At 33.8% G+C, this 25,635-nt stretch carries 23 protein-coding genes; 6 read left to right on the forward strand and 17 right to left on the reverse strand.

Annotated elements, in window-relative coordinates; all coding sequences use genetic code 11:
• Positions 1-143: 143 nt before the first annotated feature.
• Together BN2390_RS11450 and BN2390_RS11455 are read right to left on the reverse strand one after the other, a co-directional pair.
• The gene (locus BN2390_RS11450) at positions 144-989 is read right to left on the reverse strand and encodes a YitT family protein (protein WP_053984483.1); all 846 of its coding nucleotides are present in this window, start codon (positions 987-989) and stop codon (positions 144-146) included.
• 120 nt (positions 990-1,109) lie between these two features.
• Positions 1,110-4,373: a DUF5107 domain-containing protein gene (locus BN2390_RS11455; protein ID WP_053984484.1), complete on the reverse strand. Its 3,264-nt coding sequence runs from the start codon at positions 4,371-4,373 to the stop codon at positions 1,110-1,112.
• 116 nt (positions 4,374-4,489) lie between these two features.
• Here BN2390_RS11455 and BN2390_RS11460 point away from each other — a divergent pair, with 116 nt between their 5' ends.
• A complete protein-coding gene (locus BN2390_RS11460) occupies positions 4,490-5,335 on the forward strand; it encodes a helix-turn-helix transcriptional regulator (RefSeq protein ID WP_053984485.1) in 846 nt (281 codons plus the stop codon).
• Between the two features lie 31 nt (positions 5,336-5,366).
• Here BN2390_RS11460 and BN2390_RS11465 read toward each other — a convergent pair whose 3' ends face one another.
• The 8 genes from BN2390_RS11465 to BN2390_RS11500 all read right to left on the reverse strand — a co-directional run bounded on the left by BN2390_RS11465 (position 5,367) and on the right by BN2390_RS11500 (position 12,680).
• Positions 5,367-6,527, reverse strand: coding sequence for a dicarboxylate/amino acid:cation symporter (locus tag BN2390_RS11465; RefSeq protein ID WP_053984486.1), 1,161 nt, complete (start codon positions 6,525-6,527; stop codon positions 5,367-5,369).
• Positions 6,528-6,718: 191 nt separating this feature from the next.
• Positions 6,719-8,041 carry a PepSY domain-containing protein gene (locus BN2390_RS11470; protein WP_053984487.1) on the reverse strand — a complete coding sequence of 441 codons (1,323 nt, stop codon included), beginning with the start codon at positions 8,039-8,041 and terminating at the stop codon, positions 6,719-6,721.
• Between the two features lie 117 nt (positions 8,042-8,158).
• The gene (locus BN2390_RS11475; protein ID WP_053984488.1) at positions 8,159-8,395 is read right to left on the reverse strand and encodes a putative Se/S carrier protein; all 237 of its coding nucleotides are present in this window, start codon (positions 8,393-8,395) and stop codon (positions 8,159-8,161) included.
• A complete protein-coding gene (locus BN2390_RS11480; protein WP_053984489.1) occupies positions 8,392-9,534 on the reverse strand; it encodes an aminotransferase class V-fold PLP-dependent enzyme in 1,143 nt (380 codons plus the stop codon). The genes BN2390_RS11475 and BN2390_RS11480 overlap by 4 nt, the downstream gene beginning before the upstream one ends.
• A 14-nt stretch (positions 9,535-9,548) precedes the next feature.
• Positions 9,549-10,136, reverse strand: a complete 588-nt coding sequence (gene yedF / locus BN2390_RS11485) for a sulfurtransferase-like selenium metabolism protein YedF (RefSeq protein ID WP_053984490.1) — start codon at positions 10,134-10,136, stop codon at positions 9,549-9,551.
• A 9-nt stretch (positions 10,137-10,145) separates the two neighbouring features.
• A complete protein-coding gene (selD, locus tag BN2390_RS11490) occupies positions 10,146-11,165 on the reverse strand; it encodes a selenide, water dikinase SelD (protein WP_053984491.1) in 1,020 nt (339 codons plus the stop codon).
• Positions 11,166-11,444: 279 nt separating this feature from the next.
• Positions 11,445-11,708 carry a cupin domain-containing protein gene (locus BN2390_RS11495; RefSeq protein WP_053984492.1) on the reverse strand — a complete coding sequence of 88 codons (264 nt, stop codon included), beginning with the start codon at positions 11,706-11,708 and terminating at the stop codon, positions 11,445-11,447.
• 135 nt (positions 11,709-11,843) lie between these two features.
• The gene (locus tag BN2390_RS11500; protein WP_053984493.1) at positions 11,844-12,680 is read right to left on the reverse strand and encodes a Cof-type HAD-IIB family hydrolase; all 837 of its coding nucleotides are present in this window, start codon (positions 12,678-12,680) and stop codon (positions 11,844-11,846) included.
• 463 nt (positions 12,681-13,143) lie between these two features.
• On the opposite strand from BN2390_RS11500, the gene BN2390_RS11505 reads away from it, so the two are divergent.
• The 3 genes from BN2390_RS11505 to BN2390_RS11515 all read left to right on the forward strand — a co-directional run bounded on the left by BN2390_RS11505 (position 13,144) and on the right by BN2390_RS11515 (position 15,809).
• The gene (locus BN2390_RS11505; protein ID WP_053984494.1) at positions 13,144-13,758 is read left to right on the forward strand and encodes an alpha/beta hydrolase; all 615 of its coding nucleotides are present in this window, start codon (positions 13,144-13,146) and stop codon (positions 13,756-13,758) included.
• 69 nt (positions 13,759-13,827) lie between these two features.
• Positions 13,828-14,286, forward strand: coding sequence for a MarR family winged helix-turn-helix transcriptional regulator (locus tag BN2390_RS11510; protein WP_053984495.1), 459 nt, complete (start codon positions 13,828-13,830; stop codon positions 14,284-14,286).
• 116 nt (positions 14,287-14,402) lie between these two features.
• The gene (locus tag BN2390_RS11515; RefSeq protein WP_053984496.1) at positions 14,403-15,809 is read left to right on the forward strand and encodes an MATE family efflux transporter; all 1,407 of its coding nucleotides are present in this window, start codon (positions 14,403-14,405) and stop codon (positions 15,807-15,809) included.
• Between the two features lie 73 nt (positions 15,810-15,882).
• Here BN2390_RS11515 and mscL read toward each other — a convergent pair whose 3' ends face one another.
• Positions 15,883-16,317: a large-conductance mechanosensitive channel protein MscL gene (gene mscL, locus BN2390_RS11520; RefSeq protein WP_053984497.1), complete on the reverse strand. Its 435-nt coding sequence runs from the start codon at positions 16,315-16,317 to the stop codon at positions 15,883-15,885.
• 94 nt (positions 16,318-16,411) lie between these two features.
• On the opposite strand from mscL, the gene BN2390_RS11525 reads away from it, so the two are divergent.
• Positions 16,412-17,848 carry an SGNH/GDSL hydrolase family protein gene (locus BN2390_RS11525; RefSeq protein WP_053984498.1) on the forward strand — a complete coding sequence of 479 codons (1,437 nt, stop codon included), beginning with the start codon at positions 16,412-16,414 and terminating at the stop codon, positions 17,846-17,848.
• A 30-nt stretch (positions 17,849-17,878) separates the two neighbouring features.
• On the opposite strand, the gene BN2390_RS11530 is transcribed toward BN2390_RS11525, so the two are convergent.
• The gene (locus tag BN2390_RS11530; RefSeq protein WP_053984499.1) at positions 17,879-18,220 is read right to left on the reverse strand and encodes an arsenate reductase family protein; all 342 of its coding nucleotides are present in this window, start codon (positions 18,218-18,220) and stop codon (positions 17,879-17,881) included.
• A 230-nt stretch (positions 18,221-18,450) separates the two neighbouring features.
• Here BN2390_RS11530 and BN2390_RS11535 point away from each other — a divergent pair, with 230 nt between their 5' ends.
• On the forward strand, positions 18,451-20,763 hold the full coding sequence (locus BN2390_RS11535; RefSeq protein ID WP_053984500.1) for a bifunctional diguanylate cyclase/phosphodiesterase: 2,313 nt from the start codon (positions 18,451-18,453) through the stop codon (positions 20,761-20,763).
• An 84-nt stretch (positions 20,764-20,847) separates the two neighbouring features.
• On the opposite strand, the gene BN2390_RS11540 is transcribed toward BN2390_RS11535, so the two are convergent.
• The 5 genes from BN2390_RS11540 to BN2390_RS11560 all read right to left on the reverse strand — a co-directional run bounded on the left by BN2390_RS11540 (position 20,848) and on the right by BN2390_RS11560 (position 25,538).
• Positions 20,848-22,257 (reverse strand): vWA domain-containing protein, encoded by a 1,410-nt coding sequence (locus BN2390_RS11540; RefSeq protein ID WP_053984501.1) that lies wholly within the window; start codon positions 22,255-22,257, stop codon positions 20,848-20,850.
• Between the two features lie 3 nt (positions 22,258-22,260).
• Positions 22,261-23,391, reverse strand: a complete 1,131-nt coding sequence (locus BN2390_RS11545) for an ATP-binding protein (RefSeq protein ID WP_053984502.1) — start codon at positions 23,389-23,391, stop codon at positions 22,261-22,263.
• A gap of 12 nt (positions 23,392-23,403) precedes the next feature.
• Positions 23,404-24,207 carry a hypothetical protein gene (locus BN2390_RS11550; RefSeq protein ID WP_053984503.1) on the reverse strand — a complete coding sequence of 268 codons (804 nt, stop codon included), beginning with the start codon at positions 24,205-24,207 and terminating at the stop codon, positions 23,404-23,406.
• Positions 24,208-24,365: 158 nt separating this feature from the next.
• Positions 24,366-24,857, reverse strand: coding sequence for a hypothetical protein (locus BN2390_RS11555; RefSeq protein ID WP_053984504.1), 492 nt, complete (start codon positions 24,855-24,857; stop codon positions 24,366-24,368).
• A 108-nt stretch (positions 24,858-24,965) separates the two neighbouring features.
• The gene (locus BN2390_RS11560; RefSeq protein WP_053984505.1) at positions 24,966-25,538 is read right to left on the reverse strand and encodes a hypothetical protein; all 573 of its coding nucleotides are present in this window, start codon (positions 25,536-25,538) and stop codon (positions 24,966-24,968) included.
• Positions 25,539-25,635: the final 97 nt, after the last annotated feature.

A 25,635-nucleotide genomic window follows, 5' to 3' on the forward strand; every position in this document is an offset into this window, starting at 1 on the left:
TCCTTTGGATTATACATATTTTTCATTATAAGATGGCCTTGATTGATTTACAATTGAATCTGCTAATATATCACATAATTTTAATAATAAATAAAGGTCGATTTCATAAGCTTTTCTTATAAAATCAACCTTTATTTAAATCTCTACATATATTCCTTATGTAACGTAAATCCTCGACCTCGTACTTCATTCACTTGATTAATAATCATAAAAGCATTTTCATCTATATTCATGGTTAAATCATTGACTTTAGAAAGTTCTCTACTAGACACTACTGTAAGCACAGCATAACCTTCTTTACGTGTATGACCACCCTCACTATGAATCAACGTAGTACCTCGGTCTAACTTGGTACGAATTGCCTCACTAATGGCTTCGCTTTTTTCACTTATGATCTTAATCTGCATTTGATTTCTTCCAATCATCAATACTTTATCTAGTACTGTTGTATAAAGAAGAACAAGTAAAATGCCGTAAAGAATTTGTTCTTTACTTGAGAAAATCATTTGAGTTAATAAAATCAAACAGTCAAACACAGACATAGTCATAGAAACAGGTAACTTTAACTTTTTATTTAAAATAAGTGGTGGAATATCCATTCCTCCTGTTGAAGCACCCGAACGAATGACCATTCCAATCCCTGCCCCAATAAGTAAACCCGCAAATACAGTAGCTAACATAGTATCATTTGTTATACCACTGCCACCAAACCATTTTTCAAAAACACCCAAGATAAATGGGTAGTAAAATGTACTTAAAATCGTTGTCAGCGCAAAAGCTTTCCCTAGTACAACTGCACCTGCTACAAACATTATTACATTGAAAACACCTACAAAAACTGAAACAGGCACACCAAACTGATGCTGAAATACAAGCGCTAAACCTGTGCTCCCACCAGTAATCAGATTGTTGGGTAAAATAAAGAGTGCAACTGCCAAGGCATACAAAGTATTGCCTAGTAAAATGGTTAAAATCTTTTTCATTGGCATTATCTTTTATTCCTTTCTGTATCTCTTGTATCATGATAAACCTTATACATTATACCACAGTCTACACTCTTTATGCCTACTCTAATCATTCCCTTTTCTGCTCAATTTATATACTTAAATTCATTCTATAATTTGTTGATGTGTACAATCTATCTCTAACGCTTTTATGAAATACTCTTTTGCTTTTCCCTCATCTTCTAGGCCAAGTTTTCCAAGTCCTATAAGATAATAGCAATGCAGTTCATTGCGCTTATTGAGATCCTCATCAAAAATCAAGAAATCTGGTAAAGATACTGCAAAGTAATCTACTTTTATATCATCAAATAAATGTTTTTCACCATAGCTTAACAATTTATTAAATCTACTTCTTGCTTGTTTTTCATTTCCTAATGCTCTATAAGCTAAGCCTTGGAAATATATATTCTCTGGTGGCTGATCATTATAATACATAGCACTTGCAGGTTCATTAATTCCCAATGTTGCCTTAAAAAAGTTTGCTTTGGCGTGTTCAATTTCTTCTATAGCTTTATAGCAAAGGCCCAAGTTAAAGTAAACTTCGTTATCTGTACTCCCTGCTAATTTACCTTCTCCTAAATTATCAGGATAAGATAAAGCCTCTATAAGTAATGTAATCGCCTTTTCATATGCTTTAACTCTCATGTGCTGTTTTGCACATCCTACCTGTGCTTTCACATATTGTTTGGTGATCTTCCCTTCGCCCCCCTCCCATGGATGAAACTGTCTTTTTGCAATAAGTATTTTTGCTTTTTCATAATCTTTTACTAAATTAAGCAACGTTATATATTCCACATATAAGTCATCTCTTATTTCTACAAGATCCAAATGCTTCTTAAAATGAGATAACCGCTCCTCTATACTTACATTGAGTTTTTTATAAAGTTGATCTAGCTCTAAAAATACTCTTGCATCCTTTTCATTTAACACAAAAGCTTTTTCAAGCATTACTTTTGCTTGTTCTGGTTGATGGCACTTATTATAGTATGCAAGAGATAAATTACGATAAGGTGTTGCAAATGTTGGGTATGCTTCTACACATAACTCCCATCCTTCAACAGCTCTATCATATTGTTTTCTATCATACCATAAGTTCCCTAAGTAATAAGCTGCCATACCTGCACTTTGAAGTGTGGATTGAACATGCTCTAGAACAATAATATCTATTAAATCATTAGGAAAACAATAATCCGGGCATGCTTTCTCACCCTTTTCATAGTACCTTTTCCCTTCCTCCTCATCTCCTAACTTGTACAAACAGTAACCTTTATAATATTGATTTAAAGGGGAATTACCAACTTCTAAAACGCTTATCGCTTCTTCATACATACCACTTTGCATATAATTTCTTGCAAGGATTAGTGGCATCTGAATATCTTCTTTACGAATAAATGTATGAACTGATACAAACTGCTTACCTTGTAATTTTAAAATCAATGCTATTTCATTTTTTACAAGTTTATCTAATCTATCTATTTTCTCAGTCTCATGAGCAAAAACTAGAGCTTCTTCAAGACTTCCTAACTTTCTAAGAATCGCTATTTTTAAATGTCTTGCATCTATACTATGATAGTTTCTAACTATAGACATCTCAATATGTTCTAGTGCCTCTTGGTAGTTCCCCTTTAATGCATCGATTTGAGCAATTTGATAATAACCTGCATGTTGATACTCACTATTCCATGTTGCCTTGTAGAAAGCTGCATAGGCTGCTTCATATTTTTGTTGATACTTCAAGCTAAGTCCAAGTAAGTAATATCCCTCTCCATCGTATGGATTGGGACTATGTCTTATAGCACTCTTAACTGCCTGTCTAAAATATGTCTCACTCTTTTCAAATAATCCTCTTCTAAGAAGTAAAGAACCATATGCCGTGTTAATACGTATATCCTCTGGATCTCTTTTTAATCCTTCTAAGTAGTAAGGATCTGGCTCATAGGTGGCATGGCGGTATTGTTCAATATGCTTCCCTGCTAAATATAAAGCTTCTGTGTTCTTAAGTGTTTCTGGCTCCTCAATAGGTTTGGCCGGCTCTGGTATTTCTTCAATTTCTGGTTCTTTAGCTGTATATTCTAGAATTAATGCTCCTCTTTCATTTGTTACACGAAGTGTAAGTTCATATTCTTTTTCTTCACCTACATAAACTTCTTTCACAAAGGTAATAGATGGGTCAAGGGAAAGCTTCTCATCTATATAGACTTGCTCTTTTCCCACGAATTCTACATGAATATTTTGCATAGTTGTTGTATAAATCCCTACTTTGGCTTTGCCTTCTCTTAACTCAGTACTTAAAGCAATATCTTTGGTTGCATTTTTTACATATCCAATACCTTTGTAAGGCATAAAATATTGAGTAAATGTCTTCTCCTCATAAGGTGCCAGCCATGTAAAGTCTGGTTGATTATCTGTATAGATACCTGTCATTAATTCAATATAGGGTCCATCTTCATCTGTCAAATTACAATCCCAAGCCTTACCAAAGTCTCCACATCCCCAAGTCCATTGCTTTTTCCCTGGTGAAATATGATGATTAGCAACATGTAAAATACCTGCCCCAACAGCATTATCATATCCTCCCACAAAGTTATAATCTGATTTGTAAGCCATGTAAGATGTAGGGACAGGGATATTTTTGTATCTAGAGATATCTACGCCTTCTGAGTAATCCATTTTATAATAGGTTCCTGTCGCGATAGGGAACTTAGATACATCCCGTTTCCCATGATCCATAACAGCATGCACATCCGGTGGAAATATAGACTGTGTATAATCATTGACTGCTACAGCTGGATTTGCCCACCAAAGGAAAGTTTGATTTTCATCTGTTCTATTATACAGTTGTCCCTTGATTTCTATATAAGCCTTATCTGGATAAAGAGTAAATCCTGCCATTCCTTTTGTTCCATACATTCTATCAATTTCACTGACCCATACCGTTTTGCTTCCATCCTTATTTTCTTCAATATGATAATCTACTGGGCCATATGTATTGGGCCTGTGATGCTGTGGCCAATTAAATTCGATTCCCCCAGAAATCCATGGCCCCACAAGCCCTACAAGTGCTGGCTTAATCACATGGTTATAATACACAAAATCATAATTATTGGTCTTATCTAAGGCTCTTTGTATTCTTCCGCCAAGCTCTGGCATAATCATTACCTGGAGGTAATCATTTTCCAAATAAACAACTCGATACGTTTTATCTATTTTTTCATCATATATTTTATCAATAACAGGGTAAGGATAAACTTTACCACTACTTCCTTGGTACACTCTCTTTTCTAAAAACATAGGGTTCTTATCTGGCTTTCCAACTTCATATGTAGGTATTATAACTTGCTCTTCCCAAACCTTAACACTCTGATTCATAAAATGTCCCTCCACCATTTGATTGATTGATAAACTTATACTATAATATTTTTATTATTTATACATTACACATACTTGCTTTCTTACTTATAAATATTGCTCTTTGGAGGTGTATCATGTACATAATTGAAAAGGGTGTATTACCAGATTCAAGTATTTTGTTCTATACCCCTAGTCAACTTGCAAAATCATTATTTTTCTATCCAATCTCTATGGGATATTTTCTATGTGATCACAACTATCATGTCACACGTAAAGAGCATCAGAGCTACTTATTACTCTATGTCATAAAAGATTCAGGTACTGTTATTTCTGGTAATCAAACCTATACTTTAGATGAGGGTTGCCTGCTCTTTCTTGATTGCTATAAACAACATACTTACTTTACCTCCTCATGGGAAATTGCTTGGTTACATTTTGATGGAAATATAAGCGCTCAATACTATAACCTTATTATCGAGCGCTTTGGTAGTATTATTAATGCCAATACACCTACAAGTATTTCAAGACTTCTTTTAGATTTTATTGATTACTTTAGTACGCAATCATCTATTAATGAGGCACTTGTATCTTGCCAAATCAATCAATTATTATGTGAACTCTTTACACTTTCTTCTCATTTATCTACCAATGAACTGCATACATTATCTCCCGTTGACCATGCTATTGAATATATGAAAGTTCACTTTAAAGAACCTATAACGTTAGAAGACTTAGCCTACCAAGTTACTCTTAGTCCTTACTACTTTACAAGACTCTTTAAAAAAGAAACAGGACGTACACCCTACGATTATCTTATTACCTTACGCATTAATCAAAGTAAATATCTTCTTAAAAGTACATCCATGCTTGTAAAAGAAATTGCTTTTGAAGTTGGCTTTAATAGTGAAAGTAATTTTATGAGCTCTTTCAAAAAAGTAACAGGTTATACACCTACTGCTTTTAGAACACTCCCCCTATAAGTAAAGGACTTGGACAATTTGTCCAAGTCCTTTATTTTTTCTTAAGAATTACTTCTACTATCGCTGCAATCGCACCATCACCTGTTATATTTGTTGCAGTTCCAAAACTATCTTGTGCTGCATGTAGTGCAATCATAAGAGGCTTTTCTATTCCTCCAAATCCAAGCATGGATTCCAATACTCCAAGAGCTGCCATAACACCCCCTCCAGGGACACCAGGTGCAGCCACCATTGTTACACCTAACATTAAAATGAAAGGCATCATCATTTCAAAAGTTGGTACTTGCCCTCTCATATACATAACTGCCATAGAAGTTAGTACAAGTGTAATCGTATCTCCTGCTAAATGGATTGTCGCTCCTAAAGGAATCACAAACCCTAATATCTCTTCACTGATATTATTTTTCCTTGCACATTCTAATGTGACAGGAATCGTTGCTGCTGATGACTGTGTACCAACAGCTGTTAAATATGCTGGCACCATATTCTTAATCATTTTAAAAGGATTATCCTTTTTAAGAATTCCAGCAATGATGTATTGCAACACGATATAAATAATTTGTAAAGAAAATAAGATTATATAAACCACTCCAAAGGATTTAAGTGTTAACAAAATTTCTCCACTAAAGCTAAGCCTTGCAAAAATACATCCTATGTACAAAGGAACTAATGGAATTAAAATACTTTGTACGACCATTAAAATTAAAGTATTTAGCTCTTCTACACCTTTTAATAGCACACTATTTTTTATTTTAGATAGTCCAATACCTAGTACAAAGGCAAGTACCAAAGCTGACATTACACCCATAATAGGTGGCATTTCAATAGAAAAATAAGGTTCTGTAAACTGGCTTGCCTGATTAAACATATCACCACTCTTTATAAGTGTTGGAAGTACTGTATCTCCTACAAACCATGCTAACATTCCTGCTGAAATGGTTGAGGCATAGGCAACCATAGTTGTAACTATAAGCCCTTTGCCTGATTGATTACCTAGTGAAGCAATACCTGGAATAATAAAGCCTATAATAATTAATGGGATCATGAAAGATAAAAAACTTCCAAATAGCCCTTCCGCTGTAACCAAGATTCGCATAGGAATAATCCACTCAAATTGTTTACAAATAAGACCCAGTATAATGCCTATAATCAAACATATTATAATTCTAGCAATTAAAGATAGTTTTTTCATTTTGTCCCCCTTGTTGTCTTGTTTGTTTTTATACTAAAAACATTTGTCCGTTTGTCACACTATAATCTATATTACTATTTTTGTCAATTAGCCTTTTTTTCCTTTTTATCATTTCTTTTAAGTTTTAATCCAAATAATAAAAGCCACAAGTTCCTGTGTACTTGTGGCTTTTATTATTTGGATTGTAGTGATTAATCGTCATCTCTTTCATCATGATCGTCATGGTCATCATCTAATGCTTCTTTATCGAACTCTACTGTCTTACCTGTCTTTGCATCAATCTCAATGTTGTATTCATATTTTGCATCAATTACTTCTACTTCATAGATCCATTTGTTATCATCTTTATCAAGCTCAATCTCTATGATTTTTCCTGATGGTACAAGTTTCATAACTAATGCTTTAACTTGTGCTTCTGTAAGAAGCTTATCATTTACTTCTGGTTTTACTGGTTTAGATGGTTCAATTGGTACCATAGGTACTTCTGTATGTTTCATATCTAGATCAAGACTCATTAATGCACCTGTTTCTGGACACACAATAAGATCCATTGTACCATTTTCTAATGTTACATCTACGTCATACACCCATAAATTACGTGAAAGGCTCATTTGTACATTGGTTACTTTGCCTTCAGGAATATGTTTGAGTACAATAGCTTCAATTTGTGCAGGTGAATATTTGGCTACATATCTGCCATTTTCATAACGATTTACTGCATTTTTATCTACTTCTTGTAATGTAAACACTTCTGCATCATCTACTAAACCATTGCTTCCATCTACTGTTACTTCAATATGATAGGCTTTATAAGTAAATGTCATTTCATACTTTACTTTTTGGTTCTCAATAATTCTCTTGCTTCCTACAAAAGTTGAACCTTTTGGAAGCTTATTGTAGATTTTTTGAATTGCTTGGTTTTCTGTTACAACGCCCTCTACAATTTCATCACTTGGAAGTGTTGTTGGTTTATCCACTGAACCTAAACCATTAAATGTTAAATCTCTTTCTAGTGTTCTACCTGTTTCAGGATCCATTTCTAATGAACCATATACTGCTGTTGATTTAAATTCCACTTCATAAATCCAAAAACCATTGTCTTTCTCAAGCTCAACGCTTTTAACTACAGCACCTGGATAAGTTCTTTCTACAAGTGCAATAATCTCTTTTTCATTTAACTTCGGATTATATTTTCCATTTTTCTTAACTCTATTTTTAGCCTTCTCATCAAAGCCTACATATGTTTCGCTGTCTAATTCTTCTACTGATTTTAACACTGCATCTACCTTAACTTCAAATTTTTCTTTTGTTCCACCGTTATGTATCTTCACTTCATACTCTTGGTCATCTGTATCATAACTTGTTGAGAGGTGTTCGCTTCCACGAGGCATCATTTGAAGTACAAGATTGGTTGCTTCATCTTTAGTCATAATTGTTTGAGTAGGTGCTGCAAAAGTTGTCACTGTAATGGCTGTTAATGCGGTTAATGTAACAAATGCTTTTCTAAGTTTCATTTTTTCAATCTCCTTTAAAAATATGAGTTTATTTTTATTTACACTATAAGATACAAACCACATTTTTTATTTAGGGACCTTTTTAAGCTTTTTTATAAAAATTTTTATAAACTTTTTCTAAATGATAATCTCATAGATATTCTCATACTCTAGATGATACTCTATCTTAAGATTCTCTATTAATACTCTATTGTTAGGATCCTCTCTCCATGCTAATCCACAACCTGCTCCTATTAAACGTGGTAAAGGAATGAGCCTTCCACTCAGCTTTCCTTGTCTGGCTACATCTTCAAAAGCCATAGCTTGTGTAGTGGTCTTAAAGGTGACTACACACTGTAATTGTTTTTGTCTCACCTTGTCTCCTCCTCTAAAGTCCTAAGAGCTTGAATCGCTTCATCCACTTCATCTTGAGTATTAAAATGGGAAAAACTAAAACGAACCATACCTTGCTCTTCTGTTTGAAAGGCCTTATGAACTAGAGGCGCACAATGTGCCCCTGCCCGAGTTGCAATATTAAAACGATAAAAAAGTTCATCTGCTATTTCTGCTGAATCCATATCTCTTATATTAAGTGCCACAACAGGCGTTCTCACTATCGCATCAAGATCACCATATAATGCTATTCCTGGCACATCTTGAATACCTGCTATAAATCTTTTGGCAAGAACTGTGGCTTCCTCAAGGATTTGCAACTGCCCATAGTGATTTAAATAATCACAGGCTGCACTAAGTCCTGCTATACCATGGGTATTAAGTGTACCCGCTTCAAGTCGTGTAGGTAAAGGTAAATCCATTGTATGTGAAAAGCTATCCATACCTGTGCCACCTACCTTAAGAGGATTTGGTATAGCCCCTTCTGCTAAACAAAGTAGCCCTATTCCTTGTGGGCCTAGAAGACTTTTATGCCCCGAACAGCAAAGTACAGATATCCCTAACTTTTGCATATCTATTGGAATAAGCCCAGCTGTTTGAGAAGCATCTAAAATAAGCAACAGCCCATATTGCCTACATAACTTACCTATCTGCTCAATCTCTGTTACATTGCCAAGTACATTAGATGCATGAGTTATAACAATTACTTTAGATTCTTTGCAAATAGCTGCTTCTATTTGTGAAATATCTATGCAACCTTTTTTATCTGTACCAACAACTGTGAGCCTTACGCCTTGCTTCTCCATAAGATATAAAGGACGCAAGACACTATTATGTTCAAGAGCAGTGGTAATGCAGTGATCACCGGATTTGAGCAGACCTTGTATTGCAATATTTAAGCTTTCTGTTGCATTAGAGGTAAATACCACACGTGCTGAATCACCCACATTAAAAAGTTGGGATAACTTCTCCCTTGTTTTATAGATTAATCTACTTGCATCGAGAGATGCCCCATGTACACCTCGTCCACTATTACCTGTATTTAATATGGCATGATACACAGCTTCTGCTACTTCTGGTGGCTTGTGAAAAGAAGTTGCTGCATGATCTAAATAAATCATCTCTTAACCCTTTCTTATGGTTTCACAATTTTAGTGGCTTGCATTTGTTTTTCTAAAATAGTATACATATTGGTCACTGTTCCAACAGCTAAATTCTCAGTAAGTCCATAATGATTGAGGCAAGTTCCACAAGTAAGTACCTCAACACCTTGTGATTCTAAGTGTTTTAAATCTGCTATAGATTCTGAGCTCTTGGTAGATAAATAGGCTCCACTATTATAAAGTAAGATAGTTTTTGGAAGGGTCTCTTGTTCAGTCAAAGCATAGATGAATCCTTTCATCAATGTACGTCCTAATCGCTCATCACCATCTCCCATTTTGTCTGAAGCAAGTACAACAACTACGTTATCATATGTAGGCTCTATTCCACACGCCTCTTGTTCAACCACACTTATGGTCACAATATAATGATTTTCATCTATTTTGTTTGAAGTCAGCGGCAGCCTTTTTTGCTCTGCTAACTTGGTTAAGTTCTGTACAGCTATCTCATTATCAACTGATACTTCTACTGTATCTCCTTCACCTAGTGTTGCTAATACTTTTTTAGTTTCTACAACGGGTATTGGACATACTTTACCCATGGCATCTATTACTTTTTTCATTTTAATCTCCTACCTTACAATGATTTTTTTATTTGTTTTTGTAACTGTTCCTACTATAGCACAAGGTAATCCTAATGCTTCTATCTCTTTTAATGCACACGCTGCATCGTCTGGATGCATACTTACTAACAATCCTCCAGATGTCTGTGGGTCAAAGAGAATTTCTTCCATTGCATAAGGCACATTGATAAACGCTACCCTATCACCTACATGATTACGATTTCTCTGTCCTGCAGCTGTAATGAAAAATTCATTGGCATAATGTACTGCCTCTTTAATATATGGTACTTGTAAACTATCAATCTCAGCACCAAAATTTCCCTCTAACATTTCTGTGAGATGGCCCAAAAAGCTAAAACCTGTCACATCTGTACATCCATGTACACGATATTTCTTGATGATTTGGGCTGCATACTTATTGAGAGTCGTCATAGATCTAATGGCGCTATCCATTGCTTCTTTCGAACTTTCCCCTACACGTTGTGCTGTACATACAATGCCTACACCCAATGGCTTTGTCAAAATGAGCTTGTCCCCTTCTTGACACCCATTATTCTTATAAATCTTATCAGGATGAATGGTACCCATAACAGAAAGGCCATACTTCACATCATTATCAGCAATAGAATGTCCACCTGCTAGTACACCACCTGCCTCTTTGACCTTTTCACTACCACCTTGCATAATCTTGCCTAAAATATTTAAATCCATCTTCTCTGGGAAACATACAATATTAAGGGCTGTCTTAACCTCACCGCCCATTGCATAAATATCTGAAAGTGCATTAGTCGCAGCAATCTGTCCAAAAATATAAGGATCCTCTACCATCGGTGGGAAAAAGTCTAACGTCTGAACAACGGCTAAGTCTTCTGTTAATTGATAAACTGCTGCATCATCTGAACTATCAAAGCCTACAAGCAAATTAGAATCTGCATATTTAGGTAACTTTTCTAGCACTGCTGCTAAGATACCTGGGCCTAGTTTTGCAGTGCATCCGCCACCTTTACAAAACATATTCTCCTCATTCATTCTTACTCATTCCTTCCTAGCTGTTCATTATACTTTTAATATAAATCTATTTCTATGTGAAATTCTATTATTAATTTCTTGATTTTACCAATTCTATTATATCATGAATTTAAAGGAATATAGCTACATTGTAAAATTAATAAGCTATAAAAAAATAGTACAGAACTCAACGCTTAAATAAAAAACCCTTACAAACTTTTCAAAGTTATGTAAGGGTTTTTACTATATCTTATTGGATTTTATACATTATCTATCTCTTAAAAATTTTTCTGCTACATGTTATTCTACATGTTTATAATATTTTTTAATAGGTTTTACCACTTCCCACATACAGTCCATTCCTTTTGGAAAAATAACATAATCTCCTACGCCAAATCTAAATTGGCGTTCTTCATAAGTAACCACTGCCTCCCCTTCTATAATCAGACAATGTTCTTCTTCTTCAAAATGCCATGGAAACGTAGATACCTCACAACTCCAAGTCTCACATTTCTCCATTTCTGTTCTTTCTTCTTCTGATGCTGGCCTTATTATAATAGTCATCTTTATTTTCTCCTTTTATATTTTACGCTTTATTCTTCACTTTCTATTCTTTGTCAATTCATCTAATCTATTCTTATGTTATAACTGTCACAAAAAAATACCAGTCTGTTTTTCTAAACATACTGGCATCTCCTTTTAGGCACTTAGTGCCCTTCTATTCATTTCTATAAATCTTGCCACACCATCGTTGTCATTGGTATCTATGACACAGTTTGCATTCTCCTTAAGTGATTTTTCTGCATTTCCCACTGCACACCCACAATCTGCCACTTGGATCATTTCCATATCATTTAAATTATCACCAAAAGCTATGACTTCATCTATTTCATATTGCCCTGCAACATATTTAGCTGCTTCTGCCTTATTGGTACCTTCTGCTGCAATCTCCAGTAGATAGCTAGATTCTGTATTAACATCTCTATACATAAGTGTTTTGATGCCTGGTACATCTTCTAACTGATCTGTTATCTTTTTAATCACTTCATAAGAATCTAACATAACCATATGTCCCACTTGACTCTCTGGTGTAATAGGATAAGACTCTACTTTTTCAAAGCGTTTAAGCGTTAGATTTTTACGTCCATTGTAGAATGCTTCTTCATCTTTGCTATTAAAGCCTTTATAATAAACGGTTAAAAAATCCTCTTTTAGTGCATAAGCGAAAATTTGCTTTTCTTGTTCTTCCACAATATTGATAATACGTCTTACGCTATCATAAGGAATAGTTGATGTATAGATATATTTCTTTTGTTTAATATCATAGATAAAGCTTCCATTCATCACAATAATAGGAAGATTTATCTCTACACCCTCTAAGAGTGGTACAACTGTTGCCGGTGTCCTTGCTGTAGCTACTGTAAAGTATGCCCCTTGCTTAATTTCCTTATTAAGGATAGATGCTGTCTGCTCTGAAACTTTACCTTTGCTATTTAATAATGTCCCGTCTAAATCAGATACATATAAAGTCTTCATTTTTGTTCACCTCGTTGCCTTTTCTCCATCCCTAGTTTTGAGGGGGAATTCCTATTATATCAAATCCAATACTTTTTTCAATCCCCCAAAATATCTTTTATTTTTTTATACATCTATCAAAAATAGGTCTTCTATAGCTTATGTTGTATCAACATTTTCAGCTACTAGAAGACCTATGACTTTAATTTATTTTTCTATTTTATCTTCTAGAAGCTATAAGATTTTTTTACGATTTTCTGTTACATAGCTTACTCTTTTTGTCATTTATAGACCTCTATCTCCTATCCTATATGGCTTCATTATAAAAAATGCTTATTTCAGCGTCAATGTAAATATGCAATCAATTTGTAAATTCGCCTTACCTTTTAATCTCCAAAATTCCCCTTTATAATAGATTAAATATTATTTATACTATATAATAACATTTGTTCAAATTATTTATTTTCAAAAAAGGAGACTTAATATGACTACATCACTTAAATCCCATTGGGGAATCGACTTAAATAGCCGCTTTGTTAACAAAAACAGCGACACACTTTGCGTTATTTTACCTGGTATCGCTTACTATCTTGATCGTTCTTACTTAGATTACTCAAAACAACTTTCATGCGAACTTGGTTTTGATACATTAGAAGTTGAATATGGCTTCCAAACTGCAAAAGCTGCTTTTTCTGTTCCTGACGAATTTGATATCATTGTAAAAGAAACTATTCAAGTTGTAGAATCTAAACTTGAAAAAGAATACAAAAAAATTGTTATCATTGGTAAAAGCATCGGTACATGCGTTCAAATTGCACTTAATAAACATCTTGAAGGTAAAGATATCACTAACATCTACATTAGCCCAATCGACAAAACTGTAGGCCTTGGTATTACAGAAAATGCTTTTGTGATCACAAGTTCAAGTGATCCACTTTTATCTAATGAAAATTTTGAAAGCCTTAAAACTATTGCTGGTATTACATTAACAAACGTTGAAGGTGCAAACCATGCACTTGATTTAGAAAACAATGTATTAGGTACTATTGATGCATTAAAAACTTACATTCAAGATGCACGTACTTTCCTTACAAAATAATCCTACTATCATTGCGTAGTTATGATACACTAGTACTATTAATAAAATATTCAATAAAGGTTGTGTCATATGAAGTTATACGAAGATGAAGGTATTGGACGCTATATTAGCCACCTTCATAGAATTGGAGCAAGTTTTCTCTCTAAAGAATATGAAAAATACGGTATAGGATCTGGCCAGTATTTATTCTTGCTTCAACTCTACCTAAAAGATGGTATTAGCCATGATGAACTTACAGAAAAGGTCTCTGTTGATAAAGGTACAACGACTAGAGCTGTTAAGAAATTAGAAGAATCGGGATATGTTACCCTTGCACTCAACCAACAAGATAAACGTAAGTATCACATTTACCTTACCCCAAAAGCGCTGGAATCCAAAGAAGAAATTCTAAGCATTTCAAAAAAGTGGGAAGATCAGCTCTTAGGTTGTTTATCTTCTACAGAAGTAGATAACCTATTTGCTCTACTTAGAAAGATCTCTACCAACAACTCTAGCTATTTTTCAAAATGTCGTAAAGATATACATTAGCAAGAAGCCCTAAAACATTTAGTAAATGTTTTAGGGCTTCTTGTTGCGTTTACAACGTTTTTATGATAGTATCTTTTTATTGCGTATGCAACAATATTGTAAAAAGGATGTGAACTATGTCTAAAGACAACACTCAACAAGACCTGGGATCTGAAAGCATTATTAAATTGCTTATTAAGTTCTCTATTCCTGCAATTATTGGCATGGTTGTGAATATGCTTTATAACGTAGTAGATCGTATGTATATAGGTAATATTCCTCATGTTGGTGGCCTTGCTATTACAGGTGTTGGTATCACTATGCCAGTTACACAAATTATTACAGGATTTGGAATGCTTGTAGGAATTGGTACCTGTGCAAGTATCTCTATTGCATTTGGTAAACAAAACCAAAAGGAAGCCCAACGTTACTTAGGGAATGGACTTCTAGGGATTATCACCCTTAGTATTCTAGTTGCTGTATTAGGTAATTTATTTGCTGAACAAATCCTTACATTGTTTGGTGCTAGTGAAAACACACTCCCTTATGCACTAAGCTACATTCGTCCTCTTCTTTGGGGAACAATCTGTAACCTATTTGCTTTTGGACTCAACAATTCAATTCGTTCAGATGGTAATCCCAAACTTAGTATGCTCACTATGATCATTGGAGCTGCTATTAATATTATTTTAGACCCAATCTTTATCTTTGCACTTGGTCTAGGTATACAAGGTGCAGCTTATGCTACTGTAATCTCTCAATTTATTGCAGGTTGCTGGGTACTTTATTACTTTACTAAGAGTTCAAAGTCTTCTATTAAGATTACATTAGAGGATATGAAGTTAGATTTAGGTATTATGAAAAATATTTTAGTCATTGGGCTTGCACCATTCTGCATGCAATTTGCAAGTAGTATTGTCTCTGTTATTGCAAACAAGTCTCTGATGATGCATGGTGGTGACTTAGCTATTGGGGCTATGGCTATTATCACTTCTATCTCAACCATTTATATCATGCCTATTTTTGGTATTAACCAAGGTGCACAACCTATTATTGGCTATAATTTTGGAGCAAATAAATTTGAACGTGTAAGACAAACTTATATGTACAGTCTTATTGTATCTACAATCTTCCTTTTCATCAGCTTTATTTTCGTTCAAACGTTCCCTTATATAGCTGTTGGTATGTTTAATAACGATCCTGAACTTACTGAAATTACAGTATCTGGTATGAGATTATTCTTACTCTCTATGCCTATCATTGGTATACAGATGACTGCTTCTAACTACTATCAAGCAGTTGGAAAAGCAAAAAAAGCTATGGTCATTAGCTTATCTCGACAAATTATTTTCCTTATTCCTTGTTTCTTAATTATTCCACGTTTCTTAGGACTTCAAGGTGTATGGTTAGCAGGACCAATTGCAGATTTACTTGCAATTGCTTTCTCAAGTATTTTTATCTTTAAAGAAATGCGTGAGTTAAAAAAAATGGCCAATGATCCTGAGCTAAGCATGAAATCAGCTAGCCCAGACTTAGTCGCCTAATTTATTTTTAAAAAAGCCATTATAATACTAACCTTTTGCAAGGTGTATTATAATGGCTTTTTTGCTATCTTTTTTATTGTGCTGACTTTTCTTGCTGTGCTTTTAGTAAATCTCTGATTTCGGTTAAAAGAATCTCCTCTTTAGTAGGTTTGGGCTCTTCTTTGGCTTTTTCCTGCTCCTTATGACTAAATCTACTAGCCATTTTATTCACTACTTTTACCATAATAAATATAGAAAGTGCAATAATAAAGAAATCTAATATAGTTTGGATAAACATACCATAGTTAATCACTATAGGATCTAGCCCTTCCTTTGATGGATCAATCACCCACTTCCAATTGGTAAAACTAATCTGTCCAACCAATAAACTAATCATAGGCATAATCATATCATTCACAAGAGAACTTACTACTTTGCTAAATCCACCCCCTATAATAACACCTACTGCCATGTCTAACACATTGCCTTTCATAGCAAATGCCTTAAATTCACTGATTGCCTTCTTCATTTATAACTACCTCCCTTTGATTTTTAGGTTGTTTAATACGCTTATATCTTTTAAACTATATTTATCAAATTTTGTTTATATAAGGAATCAAACTATGAAAAAATTTAAATATCCTATGCTGATTGCATTATGTATGTCTCTAATGCATCCATCACTTTTTGCAGCACCTATAGTAGAGCCACTATCACCTATTTTATCTAATCCCCTACATGAAGAGGAAGTGGCTATGGAGACATTAATCCTACCTAGAAACTTATACATTCTAGCTGGAGATAATCATACACCATCACGCTTAACCCTCTATGATAGAAATATAGTCCTATCACCTTCTAATGCTTATACACTAACTACCCAATCAACTTTTGGTACACGTACGCTCGGTCGTTGGTTCTATGAGAGTCTTGGTGAGGATGTCCTCACGCTCTCTTCTCCTTCTGATCTCACCCTTACATTAAATACAGCCAAGAACACTCTTACTCAATCTATGACTGTAGAAGTCGTAGATACTACTGATACTACACCAGTAAGGCTTCTTGCTGTAGGTGATAGTCTTACACGTATGGGAAAATACATTGAACATGTACAATCTATTCTTCCAAATGTAGAAACTGTGGGCACCATTACTTATAAGGGTGAAACTATCCAAAGAGAAGGTCGTGGTGGCTGGACCTTTAATAAATACTTTAATTATATCGGTTCTAGTGGCTATTTAGATAGCCCTTTTGTTTTCCCAACTTCTATCAGTGGTACTGCTTATAAAGGCAACACAGATGATTGGAAAAAGGTCTGCGTAGCTAAACCTAGCGATACAACCTATGGAGGACTTCAAAAAGTTGCCCGTGGTTGGCAAGAGTCTGGCCCTTATCTTTATGATACCAATGGCTACTACAAATATCCTAGTCTTGGGGATGTAATGGTAGATCCCAGCTTACCTGAAGGCTCTAAATGGATAGAATGGAACGGTACTTCTTGGGTACCTCTTCCCATCCAACCTACTGAATTTGAAGTAAACTTTACAAAATATATGGAGCGTTTTGCTATAGCCTATCCAACTGGTGCCCCAACTCATATTAGTATTCTACTTGGTGCAAATGACTTTGGTACACATGATACACTTATGGATATGCCAGGTTTCCTTCATTATTTAGAACAATTCATTGCTTCTATCCATGCTTATGATCCATCTATTCATATCATTATTTGCACACCAACCCTTGCACCTCATGAGAATATGCTAACAGGAGATACAAGCAACTACTACCGCTATAATCGTAATATGAAGCTTGCTACTCATTATCTTTTACAAACTTATGACAATGATAAAAGCTTAGCTAGAAATATTTATATTGCACCTATGACCCTTACATTAGACACGGCTAATGGCTTTGACTATAAAACAACTGAGGTTGAAATAGATGGTGTCCTTACTACTCAAGTCATAGCTAAAAACAGCATTCATCCAAATGAATACGGAAATATTCTAATGGGCAATACTTTAGCAGCTGTTATACAAAAGTTTAGAACAAAATAAAAGGAGGGCATGCCCTCCTTTTATTTTGCTCTAGTTCCATGCTTTCCAAACTTCTGCCTGATAACCAATTGTAGCTTGTTTTCCATTACGTACCATAGGAGTTTTAAGTATCTGTTGATTTTCTAGTACCTTTTCTAATTTGCTTGCTTCATCAATATATTTTACAAGTGCAAGTGCATCTTGATCTTTACAATCAGGATCTAACATATTTTCTAGCCCACCTACAGCTTGCTTCACACTATTAAGTTCTCCCTTACTCATTTCTTTTGCTTTCATATCCACAAATTGATATTTTACACCTCGTTCTTTAAAATAACGTTCTGCTTTCTTCGTATCGAAGCATTTTTTAGTTCCAAATATTTGTATGTTCATTATTTATAATTCCTTCTTTTTATATGTATTTTTATAAAACCTATCATATCATAAAATCTCCTTCTTTATTAATATTATCATCTTTAATTAGCTCTATTTATTTCTATTTAAAGATGAATAATATTCTCATTAATGATATAATGTCTTCTTTAGGGCAAACTACTTAAGACCTATAATTCTAATAATTTATATAACCATACAGAAATACTGACTTAATATAGGAGACTTACATGGAAATTTCTAAAAAAATAAATAAACGCCTTACTCGTACTACTTCTATTATTATCCCTATTTTTATTATTATCATCATAATCCTTATAACTTATGGTTCTAATAAAATATCGAGTTTTACTACAGCTTCACATTATCGTCAGCTTACAGAAGATGTGCAAAACTATTCTAGTATTTTAAAAGCAGTTACCCAGCAAGTTGGTGCTGATGAGGAAATCATACACTTTTTGGATCATTTCCTCACAACTGAAAGTATAGACCAAAAAAATTTTCTAGCACTCAAAAATCAGATTGCGTTGTATGAAAATATTTTACAACCTATTACTTTTATTAACACTATTAATATTGTAAGTTTGCCCGGCCAATATCTTGTTTCTAGTGGAACACTCTTTGAAGACTTCGATGTGACTAAACGCCCTTGGTTTAAAGAAGAATACCTAGATAATTATCAAGATCCTATTATTACATCTGCACATAAAGATTATACAACTGGTAAATATGCTATTAGCATTATTAAATTTATCTACTCTAATCATACGAATACTCTTTCTGGTGTGGTAATTCTAGATATTTTTATTGATGACTTATTAGATTCTATGGATAAAAGCTTTTATTTAGGAACGCTTAAGTCTTATCTCAATACTGGAAATGGAATGTATTTATCTAGGAATGGTCTCTATACATTAGACGAAATTCCTACACAAGATACTTTTATTTATTCTGATACCATTCTAGATAATAAAGTTGATATTTTATTTGCTTTTGACAAAAGTTCACTCATTTATAGTAAATACGTTAAACAAGTGACCCATACAACTATTGTTATATTACTCAGTATAGGATGTATTCTATTATTTACTTTAACACGTCTTATGAGCTTTATTATTGCTCCTCTTACAAATTCTCTAGATCATTTAAAAATACTTTTAAAGAACTTAGAAAAAAATAATTTTGAGCTAGAGCTAAATGATGAATTTGAGCAATTAGAATTTATTTCTGAGGCACTGAGTAAATCTTTTGACAAAAAAGTTCAATCCCTTATTTATTATGATGAACTAACAGGCCTACCTAATAGAAAAATGTTATTCAAACTTACTACCAAACTTATCAAAAAGGAGCAAAGCTTTGCCTTACTTTTTATTGATTTAAACAAGTTTAAATATATAAATGATTTATTTGGTCATACAGCTGGTGATGAATTACTTATTAGTTTTAGTCGTGCATTAGAAGATGTTTTTGCAGATAAAGGTATCGTAACTAGATATTCTGGTGATGAATTTGTTATTATCTATGATCGTTATACTTGTAAAAAAGACTTATTGGATTTTTATAACTTTACAGTTATTCCAACATTCACTAAGCCCATTTATTTTAATCAACATCATGCAGTGGTTGAATTCTCAGCTGGAGCTGCGATCTACCCAAATGATGCTACAACCTTTGATGATCTTATACGCAAAAGTGATTTTATTATGTATCATTGTAAAAAGAACGACCCTAGCAAAGGCCTCATCTTCTTTGACCCTATGCTTTATGCAACAAATCTTAAAGTAGAAGATATAAAAATGGAGTTAAAACAAGCACTCTCTAAAGATGAATTTTTAATTCATTATCAGCCCATCGTAGGTAAAGACCAATCCATTCATAAGATAGAAGCCTTACTTAGATGGCGTAGTGAAAAATATGGTTTTGTTGCTCCTAGTGATTTTATTCTCTATGCAGAAGAAACCGGTGCAATTATTTCAATAGGTTATTGGATTATAGAAGAAATTTGTAAAAACTTTAATCCCCTTAGCCAAACGGATAGACTACTTCAAATCAGTATTAATGTATCTCCTATTCAATTAATGGATATACATTTTACACAGACTATAAAAAAGATTGCTGAGAAGTATTCTATGGATTTTAGTAACTTATGCTTTGAAATTACAGAATCTGTAGTTCTTGACGAAAATATGGTTGTCTACGATAACCTACATGCACTACACAATTTAGGTATAACCATTGCTTTAGACGACTTTGGAACAGGTTATTCATCTTTCAACTATTTACGCAAATATCAGTTAGATATTCTGAAAATCGATCGTATCTTTATTCAAGATTCATCTAATAAATATTTGAATATTGTTAAAAATATCAATGATATCGCTCATTTACTGGGTATGGAAGTTGTCATCGAAGGTGTTGAAACTAAAGAGCAGTTTGATGTTTTAAATAATATGGGCTGTGACTATTTTCAAGGGTACTACTTCTCTCATCCTGTAACATTAGAAGAATTGAAGCACTTAACCACTAAATCTATCCCTCATTAATTTGTAATAATTATAATAAAGAAAAGAGTCAATAAAACGAGAATACATCTCTCACTTTATTGACTCTTTTCTTTGCTATTTTCCCTACCATATCGGTGCTTGATTATTCATAGAATACCCATCACTGCGTACATCTCTCATTTCTATGAATTCATCTTTTGTCTCTACTTTATTCAGTCTTTTAATAGCCCCATAAGACTCTTGTAATGAAAGTGTTGCTGCCTTTTCTGAAAGAATCCATAAAATTTTATATCCTCTTGGTCTAATCTGTAGCTTTTGCTCACCTTTTCCATCGGTAAAATAAATAAGTAAGTCTATATGCTTCTTATTGGCATACTCAAATACAGGCGTAAACTTAGTAGCACCTCTCGTGCTTGGTCTTTCTTCTATATCCTTTATAGATTTCACCTGATAGGTGCGTCTAATTTCATCATCACATTCAATGATTGTAATCGCATGATTATAGTTTTTTACAATATGCAAAACTTCCTTCATGGCTTGTTTAAATTGTTCGTCACTAATACTTCCACTAATATCAAGTGCAATAGCAATCTCTGCTTTATGCCCTCTCAGCGTACCTCTTAGATCTAACCTGTCTGGCTGTCTTCTATTACGTCTTGTAGTCGTTTTCTTTGTATGACTTTCTATTGTCCCCATCAAGCGTTTAAGATACAAATCCCAAGACAATTCCCCTTTTTCTTTTTTAAGAGCTGCTATCATATTCCCAAGGTGAATAGGTAAAGGTCCTTTGTCGGCTTGTTCTACAAATCGTTTGGTAAAGATGTGAATGGTTTGTTCATCTAAGCTATCACATTCCTCCCATAGGTCATGAGTCCTTGCCACATCATATTCTGTCTGGATAGATTCTTGTTGTGGCTGATCAATGAGATCCCCTTCCTCATCTTCCTCTAAAAGATCTAAAGCAATCTGAACTTTTTCCACGTAGTACTCAAAAGGCTCATAGGGTCTGAGTTTTAACTCATATTTCAAGTTAACCCACTCAAGAGTTGTAGCATAAGGTGGTAAATATTTAAGATATTGATTAACGACCATATCCATGGCTATATTTAAAGCAATTTTACTATACGTACTTTTTAGCCCTTTTGCTCGTAGTAAATGTAAAGAAACAATATGCATAATCTCATGTTTAATAGAATCTTTCATCTGATTTCTATTTAGACTTAGGAAGATAAGCGGATTAAAATAAATTACATATCTAGCACCTTTAAAGTTGACTGCTGTAGGCGTAGAAATATCAAAACGAATCTCTCGTTCCATCTGAAATAAGAAATACCCATAGAAGCAATCTTGTTCCTCCATAAGGCTAGAACTAACCTTATCAATTAAACTAAAAAAATCTTGCTTAAACTCTAGAGGCACATCTACTTCAGCTTTTTCGCCAGCACGATTCATTTTCATCATAGAAACCATTTGGATAAGTGTGATTGCTTGCTCATATAACGTATCCACTTGTTTTTCAAAATAACTTTCCATATTTTATCCTCTTATCGTTTCATAAGTTTCAAAATAAGCATCTAAAAAACAATCACATTCTAAAGCACTCTTATACACTTTAGGATAGTCCTTTTTAATCTCTTTCATAATTCCCATCATCAAATCTACTGGATAAAGTTTGAGTAATGCCATTAACTTTTCAATACTCTTACTTACTTCTCCCTCCTCCTGGTAAATAATATCCTCTAAGCGTTTAAGTATATTGGTTGCCGCTAGATATAATCTTGTATGGCTTTCATTTTTTACTCGTTCTATAAATGCTTCATCAAATGCCTCTGTTAAGAACACCTCATCATAACTTATTAAGAGACTATGATTCGCTTCTACAAAGCTTACAAATTCTTGCGCAATGACCTTTCCTACATTCCCCCCTATCACATTCACAAATACATGACGTGGGATATTCCCTTCACTTTCTTTATAGACTTTATAAGTCTTAGAAATTCTTTCATAGCTTCTAGGTGTAGCTCTAATATCATCCTCGTTAATAACATTTAAATACTCTGGGAAAGTAGAAATAAACTCGATGACCTTTTGTTCAATCCCCACTTCACTTGCCCATCTTAGCCATTGCACTGGATCACTTTCCATATTCAACCATACAAAGCGATTCTCCTGAGCCGCGTCCATATCTACAACTTGATAGTCAAACTCTGATCCATACTTTTGTGAAGGATTCATTGCTGCCAAGATTTTTACTGTTTCATGAAGCTTATAACCATTGATTTCACGATTCAAAATTAAATTCATAAGTTCTTGCTGTACTGTATGCTCACAACGATTGATTTCATCAATAAAGAGCAATACACTTTGTCCATTGTTGATAGCCCTATCTATTTCTCTTAACTTAGTATGCACGGCATAGACGGTTGTTTTCTTCTCTATAAGCTGTCCATTGTCTCCTACTGCTGTATAAACTTCTACTGTTGGAAGCCCACCAATTTCACCTTCTTTAAGTAAGTTACCATCAATTATAATTAAGTGCCAGTCATTGGCCTTTGCTATTTCACGGGCAAGAGCTGTCTTTCCAATACCACTTTCCCCAACAATTAGAGGGACCTCTCCTGTAGCAAGTACTAATTCTACACTTTTTAATGTTTCTATAAAATTCATTCTTGTCATCTCCTATGCCATCTTCAGCTTTTCATCTACAGTAATTTGTTTGGCTTTCTTACTTCCATATTTATAAATAAAGTGTATCTTATCTATCTGAAAACGTATGCTACTTCTATCAATCTTTCCACATCTTAAAAAGTCTCTCACATACTTTTCTTCCACTTCATCTGCTGAAAGTACTTCTTTTAACAGAAGCTCTAACTCATTTAATTCAACTTGTTCCTCTATATATTTGATCACTAAAATATTTATCTTTAAAAAGGTAAGTAATCTCTCTTTATCTAGATTTGGAATAAAACGAATAGCATCCTCATTGCTTCTAATAGCTAGACACTGTGCACCATAGCTTGGTGACGTCATAAACTTTAAAGCATCATAGCTCGCCTCAACAGCTGCCTCTTGGGCAGACTCACAAGGGGACTTAATATACTTAATAGCATCATAATTGGTACGTACAGCAAGTAACTGAATGGCCTCACTTGGTTCTTCAATATACTGAATTGCCCAACCTGACTGACCTACCGCAAGCTTCATCACTTCTTCTGTAGGTTCCTTAAGATATTCTAAGTTACTCCATCCTTTTTTTATAGCTTCAAGCATCATCTCTTCTGAAGGTACCTGGACAAATTTAATTGCACGAGCATTATTGGCTACTGCTATCTCTTCCATTTCTTGTGTAGGCGCTTCTATATATTGTAATAATAGCCCATTCTTCTTAAGGGCAGCCAATTTCATTTCATCTGTAGGACTTGGAATCGTTTTGATTGCAAAAGGATTCATCTCAATCATCCTAATCATTTTTGCTTCTTCCATTGTTTTAACTTCTTTCTATTATTTAATTAACTATTATTATCACTTAATATTTTATCTTTTTGTCTTTTAACTGTCTACACTTAAATTTTAACACTTTCACATATAAAAATGCACGTAAGTTTCAAACTTACGTGCATCTCTTATTCAATATCTATTGATTACTCTTTTCTAAAAAAACGATTAATCTCATCACAAGCCATTTTATTTAACTTACCCATATTACCTTTAACTTCTTCATTTTCTTGATCACGATCTTTTTTATTAAGACCCATTACCGTATAATCTATATCTTTTTGAAGGAGGCTTTCTATTGTATTCCATAAATCCATATACTCTTCGCCCTTATTAAAGCTAATTGCTTTACCAGATTTTTTCTGACTTATACCTCTTTGAAGTTCTTCTAAAATATACTCATTTGTTACATATATATGAATGGGTTGACCTACTTGAAGCATTTTTGTATCTTCCAATTCTTCTAAACCTGTTGCCAGGGCCATAAGCTCTAGTCTGGCTACTCGTGTTTCCTCTTCTAAAAGCTTAATTGCTTCCTTTGAAGTATCTCCTTGTTGAAGAATATAGGCACAAACGCCTACTGCTTGGTCATTACGTTTTCTTTTATTTGCTTTACAATATAATTGTATTGGTGTCATATATACTCTCTTTTCCTTTAGTACTTGCTTTGTATAGTCTATCATATACTGTCAATATAAAGTCCATCTTCATTTCTTATTACTTATTATATATCCCTATCATTTATCTTACTTAATAATTTCTAATACATAGGCCTTAAAGGTCTCAAAACCTTCCATATCACGAGAAGTTCCTTTGTGCATTTCTTTTGTATAGAAATTATATTCCACATTCCCATAGTTAAAAGCTGGACTTGTTAAGATAAAGCTAAACTCTGTCGTTCTATAATTAACCCCACTATTCATTGCCTTTACACAGATTTCAAGTAACGCTTCTGGATCTTCTAACTGTTTGTTTGCTACTATTTTAAGAATGAAACTAAATAAACGGTAGCCTCCGTTTAAAGGAAACATTTCACCCTTTCCTGTATAAAAGAGTTTACCTGTATTATGGAAGTACTTAAGATTTCTAAAGCTCATATTTTTATAGGTATCTTCTACTTCTAATCCTTCTAGCTGAAAAGACTTTGCAGAGTCACTGATACTTTCCCAGCTTGTATCTTGTACCCCTACATTATTTTTAATAGTTTTTTCGAACTGCTTATAAGCCTCATCTATCTTTTTATTTGTATAAATAACTGTATCATTAACAATGACACTGTATTCTCCATTATCAAAAACTAAAGCCACTTTGCTACTCATCTTTATCTCCTTTATCATCTAATAATAATGATTATTATATCATATGAATTATATTATTAGTATGCTTATTTACCTACTATACCCTTTATATAAAAAG

It is taken from the genome of Niameybacter massiliensis (assembly GCF_001282685.1).
Taxonomy (GTDB): domain Bacteria; phylum Bacillota; class Clostridia; order Lachnospirales; family Cellulosilyticaceae; genus Holtiella; species Holtiella tumoricola.

Excerpts from the sequence above, each read along its gene's own strand:
- BN2390_RS11450 (WP_053984483.1), bottom strand. The coding sequence starts at position 989 with ATGCCAATGAAAAAGATTTTAACCATTTTACTAGGCAATACTTTGTAT.
- BN2390_RS11455 (WP_053984484.1), bottom strand. The coding sequence starts at position 4,373 with ATGAATCAGAGTGTTAAGGTTTGGGAAGAGCAAGTTATAATACCTACA.
- BN2390_RS11460 (WP_053984485.1), top strand. The coding sequence starts at position 4,490 with ATGTACATAATTGAAAAGGGTGTATTACCAGATTCAAGTATTTTGTTC.
- BN2390_RS11465 (WP_053984486.1), bottom strand. The coding sequence starts at position 6,527 with ATGAAAAAACTATCTTTAATTGCTAGAATTATAATATGTTTGATTATA.
- BN2390_RS11470 (WP_053984487.1), bottom strand. The coding sequence starts at position 8,041 with ATGAAACTTAGAAAAGCATTTGTTACATTAACCGCATTAACAGCCATT.
- BN2390_RS11480 (WP_053984489.1), bottom strand. The coding sequence starts at position 9,534 with ATGATTTATTTAGATCATGCAGCAACTTCTTTTCACAAGCCACCAGAA.
- yedF (WP_053984490.1), bottom strand. The coding sequence starts at position 10,136 with ATGAAAAAAGTAATAGATGCCATGGGTAAAGTATGTCCAATACCCGTT.
- selD (WP_053984491.1), bottom strand. The coding sequence starts at position 11,165 with ATGAATGAGGAGAATATGTTTTGTAAAGGTGGCGGATGCACTGCAAAA.
- BN2390_RS11495 (WP_053984492.1), bottom strand. The coding sequence starts at position 11,708 with ATGACTATTATAATAAGGCCAGCATCAGAAGAAGAAAGAACAGAAATG.
- BN2390_RS11500 (WP_053984493.1), bottom strand. The coding sequence starts at position 12,680 with ATGAAGACTTTATATGTATCTGATTTAGACGGGACATTATTAAATAGC.
- BN2390_RS11505 (WP_053984494.1), top strand. The coding sequence starts at position 13,144 with ATGACTACATCACTTAAATCCCATTGGGGAATCGACTTAAATAGCCGC.
- BN2390_RS11510 (WP_053984495.1), top strand. The coding sequence starts at position 13,828 with ATGAAGTTATACGAAGATGAAGGTATTGGACGCTATATTAGCCACCTT.
- BN2390_RS11515 (WP_053984496.1), top strand. The coding sequence starts at position 14,403 with ATGTCTAAAGACAACACTCAACAAGACCTGGGATCTGAAAGCATTATT.
- mscL (WP_053984497.1), bottom strand. The coding sequence starts at position 16,317 with ATGAAGAAGGCAATCAGTGAATTTAAGGCATTTGCTATGAAAGGCAAT.
- BN2390_RS11525 (WP_053984498.1), top strand. The coding sequence starts at position 16,412 with ATGAAAAAATTTAAATATCCTATGCTGATTGCATTATGTATGTCTCTA.
- BN2390_RS11530 (WP_053984499.1), bottom strand. The coding sequence starts at position 18,220 with ATGAACATACAAATATTTGGAACTAAAAAATGCTTCGATACGAAGAAA.
- BN2390_RS11535 (WP_053984500.1), top strand. The coding sequence starts at position 18,451 with ATGGAAATTTCTAAAAAAATAAATAAACGCCTTACTCGTACTACTTCT.
- BN2390_RS11540 (WP_053984501.1), bottom strand. The coding sequence starts at position 22,257 with ATGGAAAGTTATTTTGAAAAACAAGTGGATACGTTATATGAGCAAGCA.
- BN2390_RS11545 (WP_053984502.1), bottom strand. The coding sequence starts at position 23,391 with ATGAATTTTATAGAAACATTAAAAAGTGTAGAATTAGTACTTGCTACA.
- BN2390_RS11550 (WP_053984503.1), bottom strand. The coding sequence starts at position 24,207 with ATGGAAGAAGCAAAAATGATTAGGATGATTGAGATGAATCCTTTTGCA.
- BN2390_RS11555 (WP_053984504.1), bottom strand. The coding sequence starts at position 24,857 with ATGACACCAATACAATTATATTGTAAAGCAAATAAAAGAAAACGTAAT.
- BN2390_RS11560 (WP_053984505.1), bottom strand. The coding sequence starts at position 25,538 with ATGAGTAGCAAAGTGGCTTTAGTTTTTGATAATGGAGAATACAGTGTC.